The following is a 13,209-nucleotide window of genomic DNA, read 5'->3' on the forward strand; positions in this document are numbered from 1 at the left end:
AGTCGCAGCCCGCGGCAATGCGGCTTCACGGCATCGACCCGGCCCGACTCTAGACTTGACCCTCGTGGTCACCCGTCTCTCGCATTTCTTCCTCCGCACGCTCCGCGAAGACCCGGCAGACGCCGAGGTCGCGAGCCACCGCCTGCTCGTGCGCGCCGGCTACATCCGCCGGCAGGCGCCGGGGGTGTTCGCATGGCTGCCGCTCGGGCTGCGCGTGAAGGCGAAGATCGAGGCCATCATCCGCGAGGAGATGGCGAACGCGGGGGCGTACGAGGTCCACTTCCCGGCGCTGCTGCCGCGCGAGCCGTACGAGCTGACCGGTCGGTGGGAGGAGTATGGCGACGGCATGTTCCGCCTGCAGGACCGCAAGGGCGCCGACTATCTGCTCGCCCCGACGCACGAAGAGGTCTTCACCCTGCTGGTGAAGGACCTGTACTCCTCGTACAAGGACCTGCCCCTGTCGATCTACCAGATCCAGGACAAGTACCGCGACGAGGCGCGGCCTCGGGCGGGCCTGCTGCGCGGCCGCGAGTTCACCATGAAGGACGCGTACTCGTTCGACTACACCGACGAGGGGCTGGATGCCTCCTACCAGGCGCAGCGCGACGCGTACGAGCGCATCTTCGATCGACTCGGCCTCGAATACGTGATCGTCGAGGCGGATGCCGGTGCCATGGGCGGCTCGAAGTCAGAGGAGTTCCTGCATCCGACGCCGATCGGCGAGGACACGTTCGTCCGTTCCGCAGGCGGGTATGCGGCGAACGTCGAGGCATACACGACGACTGCTCCCGACCCGATCGCGTTCGACAGCCGGCCCCAGCCCGTGATCTTCGACTCGCCGAACACCCCCACGATCGCGACACTCGTCGAGCACGCGAACGCGCACCTGGACAGCCCCGCCGAGGGCGCGTGGACAGCGGCGCACACCCTCAAGAACGTCGTACTCGCCCTCACGCACCTCGACGGGACGCGCGAACTCGTGATCGTCGGCATCCCGGGCGACCGCGACGTCGATGACAAGCGCGTCGAGGTCGCCTTCGCACCCGCGACCGTCGAGGCGGCCCACGAGCAGGACTTCGAGAATCACCCGCTGCTCGTGAAGGGGTACATCGGCCCCTGGTCGGAGACCGGCCAGGTGCTCGGCGAGGAGTCGGCGACCGGCATCCGGTACCTCGTCGACCCACGCATCGCGGACGGATCGAGCTGGATCACGGGTGCGAACATCGACCAGAAGCACGTGCACTCGCTCGTGGCGGGGCGCGACTTCGCGGTGGACGGCTACGTCGAGGTCGCGAACGTCCGCGAGGGCGATGACGCACCCGACGGCTCGGGCCCGGTCACGCTCGCCCGCGGCATGGAGATCGGCCACGTCTTCCAGCTGGGTCGCAAGTACGCGGACGCCCTGGGGCTCAGGGTGCTCGACGAGAAGGGCAAGCTCGTCACGGTCACGATGGGCTCGTACGGCATCGGGGTCACACGCATCATCGCGATCATCGCCGAGCTCAACAACGACGAGAGGGGCCTCATCTGGCCCGCGTCGGTCGCTCCGTTCGACGTGCACGTGGTGGCCGCGGGCCGGGATGCCGCGATCTTCGACGTCGCGGAATCGCTGAGCGCCGAACTCGAGGCCGCAGGGCTCGACGTGCTCTACGACGACCGGCCCAAGGTCTCGCCCGGCGTGAAGTTCGGCGATGCCGAGCTCGTCGGGGTGCCGCGGATCGTCATCGTGGGCCGCGGAGCGGCCGACGGTCAGGTCGAACTATGGGACCGGCGCAGCGGAACCCGCGAGGTCGTTCCCGTCGCCGAGGCGGTGGCGGCGCTCACCCGCGGCTGAGCGCGCCTACAGGGCGGTCCTCGAGCCGACGATCTTCTCGTCGCGCATCGCGTCGTCGGGTGTGTCCTTCGTCACGAGTGCCTTGAGCATGGCCGCCGCCATCACGAGCTTGCCGTGCTTGGGTTCCCAGAACTCGCACGCCACCGGCGTCACACGCAGCAGGGCGATGCCGGGCGTGTCGAGCCCCTGCTCGAACCAGATGTCCAGCGATGACGTGTACAGCTCGGCCATCTTCGCGCGATCGTGCACGACGCTCGCCCTTCCTGCCACCGACACGAAGCGCATCCCCTTCTTGTCGACGTAGGAGAGCCCCACGTCCCTCTCGGCCTGCGCCTCCTCCGCCTTCTTGGAGTCGTCGGCGAGGAAGAACCAGATGTCGCCGTTCTCGTCCATCTCGCGGGTGCTCATCGGTCGGCTGACGAGCCTGCCGTCCGCATCCTGAGTCGTCAGCATCGTGAAGTCGATGTCCTCGACCAGTTCCTTGAGTCGCTGCTGCGCCTCGCTGCGGGTCATCGTGTCGTCTGTCATGACTCCACGCTCACACCGACCCGGTGGCTGCCATAGGGGCTTGACAGCCTCGCGGGGGTCTTCAGAGGTCCGCATACGGGGCCCGGAAGAAGCAGAACACCCCGTAGGCGATGAGGCCTCCGCCCACGCCGCCGACGAGCACTGGGCCGAGGGCCTGGGCGAGGAGGGCGTCGATCGCGGCATCCAGTCCGCCCGCGGCGGTGGGCTCGACCTTTACCGCGGCGACGAGAAGCAGGATGCCGATGATGACGAGCGCGACGCCCTTGGCGATGAACCCGACGATGCCGAGCCCCTTCACGGCGGCGCCGAGGGGTCCCGGCGGCTGGGTCATCCTGTTCTCGAAGCTGCGCCGCACCCCCATCACCACGAAGGCGACGCCGCCGATGCCGATGCCGATGCCGACGAGCCCCAGAACGAGCGCGCCGCCCGGAATCGCGAGAACCCCCCGGCTGGCGTCCTCGGCGGAACGGTCCGCGTTGGGCTTCGCGCCGAGCGCCACGGATGCCGAGATCACGCCGAGCGCTGCGAACACGATCGCCTGACCGAACTCCGCCACCCGGCGGCCCCATTTCTTCGCGGCATCCCCGCCCCGCGCGAGGATGCCCTCGAGCGCGTGGTAGATCCCGAGCGCGAGGAGGGCGATCGCGAGGATCCACAGCGCGACGAACCCGGCGGGCGCACTCGCCACCGCCTTGAACGCCCCGATCTGGTCGGTCTCGCCCTTGCCGCCGAACGCGACCACGAGGACGATCACGCCGATCAGCACGTGCACCAGCCCGTTCGCGGCGTAGCCCGCCCGCGCGACGACCCGGAAGGCGCGACTGGACTCGGCCTTGCGCGCTGCGTGCTTCACCTCGGCGGTCACCCGGCGAGCCTACGGGGCGGCGCCGTCAGGGCACCGGGGTTGACTCGACGAGCACCCGTCCGACGCCGGGGCCTCGCGGGCGCCCCACAGCCTGGCATCGGGTAACGTTGTAGGGTTCCGGCGGCTGGACGCGCCGGTGAGAGCTGAATATGGAGGTCACGATGGACATCGATCTGGGACTGCTGCGGACGATCGAGCGCGAGAAGGAGATCCCCTTCGAAGAACTCGTCCGGATCATCGAGCAGGCGATTCTGACCGCATACGCGAAGCACAGCTCAGCCACCGGTGAACTGCCCGAAGGCGCGCGCGCCGAGCTCGACCGGAAGACCGGGCACGTCGCCGTCTTCGTCCCGCTCGTCGACGACGAGGGCGCCGTCATCGGCGAAGAGGAGTCCACCCCCGACGACTTCGGCCGCATCGCCGCGTTCGCCGCCAAGCAGGTCATCAGCCAGCGGCTTCGTGACATCGCGGATGACGCCGTGCTCGGCGAGTTCCGCGGCAAGGAGGGCGACATCGTCGCCGGCGTCGTGCAGCAGGGGCCCAACCCGCGGATGGTGCACGTCGACCTGGGCTCCGTCGAGGCGATCCTGCCTCCCGAGGAGCAGGTCGCAGGCGAGGAGTACACGCACGGCTCCCGGCTGCGCGTGTACGTCACCTCTGTCGCGAAGGGCAACAAGGGGCCGCAGATCACCGTGTCGCGCACGCACCCCGGCCTGGTCCGCAAGCTCTTCGCGCTCGAGGTGCCCGAGATCCACGCCGGCCTCGTCGAGATCGTGTCGCTCGCGCGTGAGGCGGGTCACCGCACCAAGATCGCCGTGAGGGCCAACGACCCGTCCATCAACGCCAAGGGCGCCTGCATCGGCGAGCTCGGCCGCCGGGTGCGCGCCGTGACCGAGGAGCTGGGCGGCGAGAAGATCGACATCGTCGACTACGACCCCGAGCTCGCGCGATTCGTCGCGAACGCGCTGTCGCCGGCGAAGGTCACGTCGAGCTTCATCCTGGATGCCTCGAGCAAGGCCGTCCGCGCACTCGTGCCGGACTACCAGCTCTCGCTCGCCATCGGCAAGGAGGGCCAGAATGCGAGGCTCGCGGCCAAGCTCACCGGCGCCAAGATCGACATCCAGCCGGACAGCATCTTGGAAGAGGCCTGACGGGCGGAGGGCTCCCCGCCCGGACGCGCGGAGGGCTCCCGGCGCCGGGGTGCAGCGGAGAGGGGACCGGGGCGAAAGCGCCGGGGTGTAAGATGGAACCTGTACGAACGTGCGTCGGTTGCCGCACGCGTGCTCCCCGATCCTCCCTTCTCAGGGTGGTCTCCATCGATTCCGCTCTCGTCCCCGACGAGCGCGCGTCGATGCCGGGACGAGGCGCGTGGGTTCACGAGACGCAGGAGTGCATGGATGCCGCCATCCGGCGCCGTGCCTTCGTACGTGCTTTGCGCGTGTCGGGTCCTCTCGATTCGCAGACGTTAGAGAACAGGCTGAATGGCTATGGAAACAAAGTGAACGGCTCGAAATGAGTCCCGTCCGCAACTAACGGTCTGCCCTGCCTGGGTGGACCCCAGACAGGAGAATTGTGGCAAACGCCAAACCCCGCGTGCACGAGATCGCCTCCGAACTCGGAGTCGACAGCAAGGTGGCTCTCGCCAAGCTGAAGGAGCTCGGCGAATTCGTCAAGAGCCCCTCGTCCACCATCGAGCCCCCGGTGGCTCGCAAACTTCGTGCTGCCCTCGAGGCAGACGGTGCAGCGCACCCCGTCGCTGACACCAAGCCCGCCGCTCCGGCGCGCCCGGCAGGCCGTCCTGGTCCCGTGCGCCCTGCCGCCCCGGCAGCGCCCCCCGCGCCCGTCGCCGAGGCGATCGCCGAGACCAAGCCCGCCGCACCGGCTCCCGCCGCTGCTGCGGCCCCGGCTCCGGCGCCCGCCGCTGCGACCGCTGCGGACGCGGCCGTTGCGGCTCCTGCCCCGGTTCCCGCGGCTGCATCGGCTCCGGCTCCCGCGCCGGCGGCCTCTGTCGCAGCGGAGGTCTCCGCTCCCGCCGCGGCCGAGACCGCGGCTCCGGCGACCCCTGGCAGCACTCCCCAGCCCCCGCGTCCGGGCGGATCGCCCCGCCCCGGCAACAACCCCTTCGCGTCGGCGCAGGGCATGGGCCAGCGTCCCGCCGGACCGCGTCCGGGCAACAACCCGTTCGCGTCGGCGCAGGGCATGGGCCAGCGTCCGAGCCCGACTCCCGGCAACATCCCGCGCCCGCAGGCGCCGCGCCCCGGCGCGCCGCGTCCGGGTGCTCCCGGCGCCCGTCCCGGCGGCCCCGGTCGTCCCGGTGGTGCCGGTCGTCCCGGTGGCGCGCCGTTCCAGCAGCGTCCGGGCGGCCCCGGTCGTCCCGGCGGTGCGGGCGGCGGCTTCCAGCGTCCGGGTGGCGCCCCTGGCGCCGCGCCCGCCGGCGGCTTCGCCGGTCGTCCCGGTGGCGGCGGCGGCCGTGGCCGCGGTCCCGGCGGTGGCACCGCGGGTGCCTTCGGCAAGGGCGGCGGCAAGTCCAAGCAGCGCAAGTCGCGTCGGGCGAAGCGCCAAGAGTTCGAGATGCGGGATGCGCCCGTCGTCGGCGGCGTCAACGTCTCGCGCGGCAACGGCGAGATCATCCGCATGCGCCGTGGCGCGTCGATCTCGGACTTCGCCGACAAGATCGAGACGATCACCGGCTACACCGTGCAGCCCGGCACGCTCGTGACGATCCTGTTCAACCTGGGAGAGATGGCCACGGCCACCGAGTCCCTGGACGAGGCGACGTTCGAGGTGCTCGGCGTCGAGCTCGGCTACAAGATCCAGATGGTCTCGCCCGAGGACGAGGACAAGGAGCTCCTCGAGGGCTTCGGTCTCGATCTCGACGCGGAGCTGGAGAACGAGAACGAGGAAGACCTCGAGATCCGTCCGCCGGTCGTGACCGTGATGGGTCACGTCGACCACGGCAAGACGCGACTGCTCGACGCCATCCGTCAGACCAACGTGGTCGCGGGCGAGGCCGGCGGCATCACGCAGCACATCGGTGCGTACCAGGTCTGGACCGAGCACGACGGGCACGATCGTGCGATCACCTTCATCGACACCCCGGGTCACGAGGCGTTCACCGCCATGCGCGCCCGTGGTGCGCAGGTCACCGACCTCGCCATCCTCGTGGTCGCCGCCGACGACGGCATCATGCCGCAGACGGTGGAGGCGCTCAACCACGCCCAGGCGGCAAATGTGCCGATCGTGGTCGCGGTGAACAAGATCGACAAGCCCGACGCCAACCCCGGCAAGGTGCGCCAGCAGCTCACCGAGTACGGGCTGGTCGCAGAGGAGTACGGCGGCGACGTCATGTTCATCGACGTCTCGGCGCGCAACAACATCGGCATCCAGGACCTCCTGGACGCGGTGCTGCTGACGGCGGATGCCGGTCTCGACCTGACCGCGAACCCGAACAAGGACGCGCGCGGTGTGGCCATCGAAGCGAAGCTCGACAAGGGCCGCGGTTCGGTCGCCACCGTCCTCATCCAATCCGGAACGCTCCGCGTCGGCGACGCGATCGTGGCGGGAACGGCGTACGGCCGCGTCCGCGCGATGGTCGACGAGAACGGCGATCCGGTCGCCGAGGCGTACCCGTCTCGCCCGGTGCAGGTGCAGGGCCTGAACTCCGTGCCCCGCGCAGGCGACACGTTCATCGTGACCGAAGAGGACCGCACGGCCCGCCAGATCGCCGAGAAGCGTGAAGCGGCCGAGCGCAACGCCCAGCTGGCCAAGGCCCGCAAGCGCATCTCGCTCGAGGACTTCACCCGCGCTCTCGAAGAGGGCAAGGTCGAGTCGCTCAACCTCATCATCAAGGGCGACGTGTCGGGTGCCGTCGAGGCACTGGAGGAGTCGCTCCTCAAGATCGAGGTCGACGACTCCGTGCAGCTGCGGATCATCCACCGCGGCGTCGGCGCGATCACCGAGTCGGATGTCAACCTGGCCACGATCGACAACGCGATCATCATCGGGTTCAACGTCCGTCCCGACACGAAGGCGCGCGAGCGCGCCTCTCGCGAGGGTGTGGACACGCGCTTCTACTCGGTCATCTACAACGCGATCGACGACGTCGAGCAGTCCCTCAAGGGACTTCTCAAGCCGGAGTTCGAAGAGAAGCAGTCCGGTGTCGCCGAGATCCGCGAGGTGTTCCGCTCCTCGAAGTTCGGCAACATCGCGGGTGTCATCGTCCGCAGCGGCACCATCACGCGCAACGCGAAGGCTCGCGTCATCCGCGACGGTGTCGTCATCGCGGATGGCCTCGCCATCGAGTCGCTGCGTCGTTTCAAGGACGACGTCACGGAGGTGCGTACGGACTTCGAGGCCGGCATCGGCCTCGGCAAGTACAACGACATCCAGATCGGCGACGAGATCGAGACCATCGAGATGGTGGAGAAGCCGCGCGGCTGACCCGTCTGCGTCCCTCACACGGATCGCCCCCGCCGATTGCTCGGTGGGGGCGATCCGTTTCGGTGCTGCCGGTGCAGTGATCAACGCACCGGCGCGTCCGGGCCGACGTCCGCTTCGGGCGCCGGCTCGGGGGCCGGCGCGACGGCGTCGGCGGGTGCACCCTTCGCGATGAGCGGGCTGACTTCCGTCGTGCGCCGAGGACGGTAGACGACCCGTGCGTGCAACACCCACCGAGATGAACCCCGCCGACGTCCCGAATCTCGTCCAGAAGCCTCTGCCTTCATGGCGCAGGTCGCGGAAGACGAACAGCTCCTGGAGGCCGCCATGATGCCGCGTTGACGATCGCGCCGACTCCGCCGATGATCGCGAAGCGCGACATCCGCCCGAATCGGAGCGCCGCGAGCCGCATCCACGATGCCTCGGCGAAATCATGTCGTAACCGGAAGGCCGGGTGCGGCCGGGCGCACCGGGGCCGACTATCCTGGATCCGGGCCCGAACACCTCCCCGATGATCGGCCCGCACAATCGCAGATGGGAGCATCATGGCCGACAACGCGCGAGTGGCGAAACTCGCCGACAGGATCAAAGTTCTCATCGCGGAGAGGCTCGAGAAGGGCCTCCGCGACCCCCGACTCGGCTTCGTGACGATCACCGACGTCCGCGTGACGGGCGACCTGCAGCACGCCTCCGTGTTCTTCACGGTCCTCGGCTCCGCGGAGGAGCGGGCATCGTCGGCAGAGGCGCTGAAGGCCGCGACCGGGATGCTGCGGGCCGAGGTCGGACGCCAGCTCGCCGTGCGGCTCACACCGTCCCTCGAATTCATCCCCGACGCGATCCCTGAGAACGCCGACCACATCGCGGCGCTGCTGCGTGAGGCCCGCGAGCGGGACGAGGCCGTCGCCGGACTCGCATCCTCGGCGACCTACGCCGGCGATGCCGACCCGTACGTCAAGCCCCGCGAGTTCGAGGATGTGGACAGCGCCGAAGACGCGGTCACCGAAGACGAGGACTCGGTCCAGGCCTGATCCTCAGCGCGGCAGGCGGAGGGCGCCGTCGGATGCCTCCGCCAGCCCATCCACGATGAGCGAGTCGATCGCCCGGTCCCGCTGCAGCCGGTCGGGCCAGTCGGAGACGAGGTCTTCGAGCCGCACCGGCAGGGGAGCGGCATCCCGCAGCACCCTCAGCACCGCCCCGCGTGCCTGCCGGTCGCTGCCCTCGTAGCGCGCCTGCCGGCGGCGCTCCTCGCCGGTGTCGGGGTAGCCCGCCGCGCGCCACGCGCAGCGATCGGCGATCGGGCAGGCCCCGCACCGCGGCGACCGGGCGGTGCAGACGGTGGCGCCCAGTTCCATCGCGGCGGCGTCGACGATCGCCGCGTCATCGGAGCGCGCCGGCAGGATGGCCGCCATCGCATCGAGGTCGCGTCGGGACGGCGGCCCTGGCTGAGAGCGGCCCTCGATCGCGCGTGCCAGGACGCGCCGCGTGTTCGTGTCGACGACCGGATGCCGGTCGCCATACGCGAAGACCGCCACCGCCCGCGCGGTGTAATCGCCGATCCCGCTGAGAGCGAGGAGGGCGTCGACGTCCTGCGGGACGATTCCGCCGTGCCGGTCGCGGATCTCCACCGCTGCGCGATGCAGCCACAGCGCCCGGCGCGGGTACCCGAGGTTCGCCCACTGGTGCACGGCCTCAGCCGGAGCGTCCGCGGCGAGAGCGGACGGTGTCGGCCATCGCGTCAGCCACGCCTCGAGATGGGGGATGACGCGACCTACCGGCGTCTGCTGCAGCATGAACTCGCTGACCAGGACGCCCCACGCCCCGAAACCCGGTCGCCGCCACGGCAGATCGCGCGCATTGACCCGATACCAGGCGATGAGCGGCGTCGCGAGGTCGGGCATGCGGCTCAGCCTAAGCGAAGGGTGCGAGGCAGCGTGTCACCGTGCCTTGTCGTTCAGTTGCCCCGAGTGGAGGCCTCCAGGCCCGGTCGATCCCGCCGTTCGGGGAAACTCCCCTGGTGGTCGTCCCGTCCGGGCCGATCGCCGAACCTCGGCGAGCGGCTCGTACCCGTGACCGCATGCGCCCACCGATCGGCGGGCCCGTGGCACCGCCGTAGGCTGGATGCATGGCTCTGCCCGTCACCCCCGTCAGCACGCTGTGGCGCGATCTCCGGGACGAGGTGCGGCGGCAGTACCGGGGCGGGCGCGTCCTCGTGGGCGTCGACGGCGTCGACGGCGCGGGCAAGACGGTGTTCGCCGACGGCCTCGCCGAGGTGTTCGCCGAGGGCGGCTCCACGGTGTTCCGCTCGTCGATCGACGGCTTCCACCGTCCCCGATCCGACAGGTACGCGCGGGGCCGGCGCAGCGCCGAGGGATTCTATCGCGACTCGTTCGACTACCCCACCTTCCGTCGCGTCCTCATCGACCCGTTCCGCGAAGGCTGGCAGACCGCCGGGACGGCGGGCTTCCAGCTGGAGGCGTTCGACCTCGCCCGCGACGCTCCGGTGGAATCGGCCTGGGTCGCGGCGCCGCGCGACGCCGTGCTCATCGTCGACGGGGTCTTCCTGCATCGTCCCGAGCTGCGCGAGCTGTGGGACTGGTCGGTGTGGCTCGAGGTGCCGTTCGAGGTCTGCTACGCCCGGATGGCGCTGCGCGACGGCTGCGACCCCGACCCGCACGCGTCCGGGAACGCCCGCTACCTCGGCGGGCAGGAGCTCTACCTCCGCGAGGCGGATCCACAGGCCGCGGCATCCGTGATCATCGACAACTCCGACCTCGCCCACCCGCACCGCGTGTCCCGGGGCCCCCGCTGATGGTCCGCGCCGGCGTGATCCTCGTCGACAAGCCGGGCGGGATGACGAGTCACGATGTGGTCGCCCGCGCCCGTCGCGCGCTCGGCACGCGCAAGATCGGTCACGCCGGCACGCTCGACCCGATGGCCACCGGCCTGCTGATCCTCGGCGTCGAGGGCGCGACCAGGCTGCTCACGTTCATCGTCGGACTCGACAAGAGGTACGAGGCGACGATCCGGCTCGGGGCCTCCACCGACACCGACGACGCCGAGGGCACCGAGACGAGCAGAGCGGATGCCGGCGCCCTCGCTGCCATGACGTCCGAGCGCATCGCCGCCGGCGTCGCGGCCCTGACCGGACGGATCTCACAGGTGCCGAGCACGGTCTCGGCCATCAAGGTCGGGGGACGCCGCGCATACGACCTGGCCCGTGAGGGCGCCGAGGTCGAGCTGAAGGCTCGGGAGGTGACCGTCTCGCGCTTCGAGGTCGTCGCCGCGCGATCCGGACCGGACGCCGTGGACCTCGATGTGGTCGTGGACTGCTCGAGCGGCACGTACATCCGCGCGCTCGCCCGCGATCTCGGAGCGGCCCTCGGCGTCGGCGGCCATCTCACAGCACTGCGCCGGACGCGCATCGGCCCGTTCGACGTCGGGGACGCGGCATCCGCCGACGACATCGCCACGGCCTCGCTTGCGACGCCCGCGGGGATCGCCGCCGCCGTGCTCGGGCGCCTCGGCGTGTCGGGCGACGAGGCGCGGGATCTGCGCCACGGCAAGCGCCTCACCGGCGCCGCCCCGCGCCTCGTCGCCGAGCGGGTCGCCGCCATCGACCCGGACGGCGCGCTCGTCGGGGTCGTCGAGCGGCGCGGCGATGACGTCAAGAGCGTGATGAACATGCCCGAGGAGGCACCCGGATGATCCTGTGGTTCACGTATGTCGAGGTCGCCGTGGCCGTCGCGGCGGGCCTCTTCTGCACGATCGCGGGACTCGCGGGACGTCGGCCGAGCGACTTCACCGTGGGCTCGCTCGCGCTGCTCGAACTCCTGCTGCTCGCGCAGATCGTGATCGCGATCATCGCCCCGTTCGTCGGCAATCCGCCCACCGGGAGCCTTCTGGAGTTCTGGGTGTACCTGGTCTCGGCCGCGCTGCTGCCGGTGTTCGCCGTCGGGTGGGCTCTTCTCGAGCGCAGCCAGTGGAGCACCGTCATCATGGGCATCGCGGCTCTCGCGGTCGCCGTGATGGTCTGGCGCATGCACGTGATCTGGACCGTGCAGCTGGCCTGAGCTGCCGCCCCGGGCGCGGGGCCGCCGACGTGCGGCCTAAGATTGACGAGTCATGTCGTCGTCGCCCGCCCGCCCCCGTATGACCGGCATCGGCCGCGTGCTCGTGATCGTCTACGCGATCATGGCACTCGCCGCCACCGGCCGGTCGTTCGTCCAGATCGTCGAGCGATTCGACGAGGCCCCGCTCGCCTACACGCTGTCGGCCATCTCCGCGCTGGTGTACATCCTCGCCACGCTCGCCCTGATCTTCTCGGGCTCGCGCACCTGGTACCGCATCGCGTGGATCACGATCCTGTTCGAGCTGGCCGGGGTGCTCATCGTCGGCACCCTCAGCCTCGTGCTGCGGGAGCTGTTCGCGCACCCGACGGTGTGGTCGTGGTACGGAGTGGGGTATGTCTTCGTGCCACTGGTGCTGCCGTTCTTCGGCCTGTGGTATCTGATCACCCATCGCCCGGTCGAACCGTCCGAGGCGACGGATGCCGCGGCCGCCGCGGTGGCGCCGTGATCGTCTTCCGCGATCCGGCCGAGGTGCCCGAGGGCTTCGGTCCGTCGGTCGTCGCGATCGGCAAGTTCGACGGCGTGCACTCCGGTCATCGCGCGGTCCTCGACCGCGCACGCGTGGATGCCGCCACCGGCGGCGCGCGTGTGGTCGCCGTCACGTTCGACCGCAACCCGCTCGCCCTGCTGCGGCCCGAGATCTGTCCCGAGAATCTGATCGGCGTGCACCAGAAGCTTCAGCTGCTCGGCGAGACGGGAATCGACGCCACGCTGATGCTGCGCTTCGACCGGGCGCTCGCCGACCTGTCGGCGCGGGAGTTCGTCGAACACGTCCTCGTCGACGCTCTCGGGGTCCGCACCGTGCTCGTGGGGCGCGACTTCCGCTTCGGCCGCGGCGGGGCAGGCGATCCCGATCTGCTGCGCGAGCTCGGCGCGGAGTACGGCTTCGACGTCGACATCGTCGATGACGTGCGGGCGATCGAGCCTGGCCGACGGGTGTCGTCGACCTGGATCCGCGAGCTTCTCAGCCAGGGCGACGTCGCGTCGGCGGGGAAGCTCCTCGGCCGTCCGGCCTCGGTATGGGGCGAGGTGGTCCACGGGGCGAAGCGCGGCCGCGAGCTCGGCTTCCCCACCGCGAACCTCTCGCACGACCTCGAGGGATTCGTGCCGGCCGACGGCATCTACGCCGGGTGGCTCATCGACGAGGGCTCTGCCGACGGGCTGCGCTCCGGCATCCGGTATCCGGCCGCGATCAGCGTGGGCACGAACCCGACCTTCGACGACGTCCCGGTGCGGCAGGTCGAGGCGTATGTGCTCGACGAGACCGACATCGACCTCTACGGCCACAGCGTCGAAGTGCAGTTCGCCGCGCGCATCCGCGGGATGGTCGCGTTCGACGGCGTCGAGCCGCTGAAAGCGCAGATCGCCGACGATGTCGAGCGAGTGCGTGCCACGCTGAGCTGATCCGGGGCGTGTCC

Annotated in this window: 14 protein-coding genes; 10 read left to right on the top strand and 4 right to left on the bottom strand. The window is 70.3% G+C overall.

Annotated elements, in window-relative coordinates; genetic code table 11:
* Positions 1 to 64 precede the first annotated feature (64 nt).
* Positions 65 to 1,834: a proline--tRNA ligase gene (locus ABD212_RS03325; RefSeq protein WP_344091165.1), complete on the top strand. Its 1,770-nt coding sequence runs from the start codon at positions 65 to 67 to the stop codon at positions 1,832 to 1,834.
* Between the two features lie 6 nt (positions 1,835 to 1,840).
* Here the strand turns inward: ABD212_RS03325 and ABD212_RS03330 are convergent, their stop codons facing one another.
* Together ABD212_RS03330 and ABD212_RS03335 are read right to left on the bottom strand one after the other, a co-directional pair.
* Complete coding sequence (locus tag ABD212_RS03330) at positions 1,841 to 2,362, bottom strand: pyridoxamine 5'-phosphate oxidase family protein (protein ID WP_344091167.1); 522 nt, start codon at positions 2,360 to 2,362, stop codon at positions 1,841 to 1,843.
* 61 nt (positions 2,363 to 2,423) lie between these two features.
* Positions 2,424 to 3,227 carry a DUF1206 domain-containing protein gene (locus tag ABD212_RS03335; RefSeq protein WP_344091169.1) on the bottom strand — a complete coding sequence of 268 codons (804 nt, stop codon included), beginning with the start codon at positions 3,225 to 3,227 and terminating at the stop codon, positions 2,424 to 2,426.
* A gap of 161 nt (positions 3,228 to 3,388) precedes the next feature.
* On the opposite strand from ABD212_RS03335, the gene nusA reads away from it, so the two are divergent.
* The 3 genes from nusA (at position 3,389) to infB (ending at position 7,667) form a co-directional block, all read left to right on the top strand.
* The gene (gene nusA / locus ABD212_RS03340; RefSeq protein ID WP_344091172.1) at positions 3,389 to 4,378 is read left to right on the top strand and encodes a transcription termination factor NusA; all 990 of its coding nucleotides are present in this window, start codon (positions 3,389 to 3,391) and stop codon (positions 4,376 to 4,378) included.
* A gap of 92 nt (positions 4,379 to 4,470) precedes the next feature.
* Complete coding sequence (locus ABD212_RS03345) at positions 4,471 to 4,743, top strand: YlxR family protein (protein ID WP_344091174.1); 273 nt, start codon at positions 4,471 to 4,473, stop codon at positions 4,741 to 4,743.
* A 77-nt stretch (positions 4,744 to 4,820) separates the two neighbouring features.
* Positions 4,821 to 7,667, top strand: a complete 2,847-nt coding sequence (infB, locus tag ABD212_RS03350) for a translation initiation factor IF-2 (protein ID WP_344092405.1) — start codon at positions 4,821 to 4,823, stop codon at positions 7,665 to 7,667.
* An 80-nt stretch (positions 7,668 to 7,747) separates the two neighbouring features.
* On the opposite strand, the gene ABD212_RS03355 is transcribed toward infB, so the two are convergent.
* On the bottom strand, positions 7,748 to 7,894 hold the full coding sequence (locus ABD212_RS03355; protein WP_344091176.1) for a hypothetical protein: 147 nt from the start codon (positions 7,892 to 7,894) through the stop codon (positions 7,748 to 7,750).
* Positions 7,895 to 8,209: 315 nt separating this feature from the next.
* On the opposite strand from ABD212_RS03355, the gene rbfA reads away from it, so the two are divergent.
* Positions 8,210 to 8,692, top strand: coding sequence for a 30S ribosome-binding factor RbfA (rbfA, locus tag ABD212_RS03360; RefSeq protein WP_344091178.1), 483 nt, complete (start codon positions 8,210 to 8,212; stop codon positions 8,690 to 8,692).
* Between the two features lie 3 nt (positions 8,693 to 8,695).
* On the opposite strand, the gene ABD212_RS03365 is transcribed toward rbfA, so the two are convergent.
* Entirely contained in the window at positions 8,696 to 9,562 is an 867-nt protein-coding gene (locus ABD212_RS03365; protein ID WP_344091179.1) for an HhH-GPD family protein, read from the bottom strand.
* A 224-nt stretch (positions 9,563 to 9,786) separates the two neighbouring features.
* Here ABD212_RS03365 and ABD212_RS03370 point away from each other — a divergent pair, with 224 nt between their 5' ends.
* Genes ABD212_RS03370 through ABD212_RS03390 form a run of 5 tightly spaced genes read left to right on the top strand, consistent with a single transcriptional unit; the run spans position 9,787 to position 13,195 of the window.
* Entirely contained in the window at positions 9,787 to 10,473 is a 687-nt protein-coding gene (locus ABD212_RS03370; RefSeq protein ID WP_344091181.1) for a nucleoside/nucleotide kinase family protein, read from the top strand.
* Positions 10,473 to 11,369, top strand: a complete 897-nt coding sequence (gene truB, locus ABD212_RS03375; protein WP_344091183.1) for a tRNA pseudouridine(55) synthase TruB — start codon at positions 10,473 to 10,475, stop codon at positions 11,367 to 11,369. The genes ABD212_RS03370 and truB overlap by 1 nt, the downstream gene beginning before the upstream one ends.
* The gene (locus ABD212_RS03380; RefSeq protein WP_344091185.1) at positions 11,366 to 11,734 is read left to right on the top strand and encodes a hypothetical protein; all 369 of its coding nucleotides are present in this window, start codon (positions 11,366 to 11,368) and stop codon (positions 11,732 to 11,734) included. Before truB ends, ABD212_RS03380 begins: the two co-directional genes overlap by 4 nt.
* 52 nt (positions 11,735 to 11,786) lie before the next feature.
* The gene (locus ABD212_RS03385; RefSeq protein WP_344091188.1) at positions 11,787 to 12,239 is read left to right on the top strand and encodes a hypothetical protein; all 453 of its coding nucleotides are present in this window, start codon (positions 11,787 to 11,789) and stop codon (positions 12,237 to 12,239) included.
* A complete protein-coding gene (locus ABD212_RS03390) occupies positions 12,236 to 13,195 on the top strand; it encodes a bifunctional riboflavin kinase/FAD synthetase (protein ID WP_344091190.1) in 960 nt (319 codons plus the stop codon). Before ABD212_RS03385 ends, ABD212_RS03390 begins: the two co-directional genes overlap by 4 nt.
* Positions 13,196 to 13,209 lie beyond the last annotated feature (14 nt).

Source organism: Microbacterium deminutum (assembly GCF_039530205.1).
GTDB lineage: Bacteria > Actinomycetota > Actinomycetes > Actinomycetales > Microbacteriaceae > Microbacterium > Microbacterium deminutum.

What these genes read in the sequence shown, in the direction of transcription:
- ABD212_RS03385 (WP_344091188.1), top strand. Translation starts at nt 11,787, where the DNA reads ATGTCGTCGTCGCCCGCCCGCCCCCGTATGACCGGCATCGGCCGCGTG.
- rbfA (WP_344091178.1), top strand. Translation starts at nt 8,210, where the DNA reads ATGGCCGACAACGCGCGAGTGGCGAAACTCGCCGACAGGATCAAAGTT.
- nusA (WP_344091172.1), top strand. Translation starts at nt 3,389, where the DNA reads ATGGACATCGATCTGGGACTGCTGCGGACGATCGAGCGCGAGAAGGAG.
- ABD212_RS03345 (WP_344091174.1), top strand. Translation starts at nt 4,471, where the DNA reads ATGGAACCTGTACGAACGTGCGTCGGTTGCCGCACGCGTGCTCCCCGA.
- ABD212_RS03380 (WP_344091185.1), top strand. Translation starts at nt 11,366, where the DNA reads ATGATCCTGTGGTTCACGTATGTCGAGGTCGCCGTGGCCGTCGCGGCG.
- ABD212_RS03370 (WP_344091181.1), top strand. Translation starts at nt 9,787, where the DNA reads ATGGCTCTGCCCGTCACCCCCGTCAGCACGCTGTGGCGCGATCTCCGG.
- ABD212_RS03330 (WP_344091167.1), bottom strand. Translation starts at nt 2,362, where the DNA reads ATGACAGACGACACGATGACCCGCAGCGAGGCGCAGCAGCGACTCAAG.
- truB (WP_344091183.1), top strand. Translation starts at nt 10,473, where the DNA reads ATGGTCCGCGCCGGCGTGATCCTCGTCGACAAGCCGGGCGGGATGACG.
- ABD212_RS03365 (WP_344091179.1), bottom strand. Translation starts at nt 9,562, where the DNA reads ATGCCCGACCTCGCGACGCCGCTCATCGCCTGGTATCGGGTCAATGCG.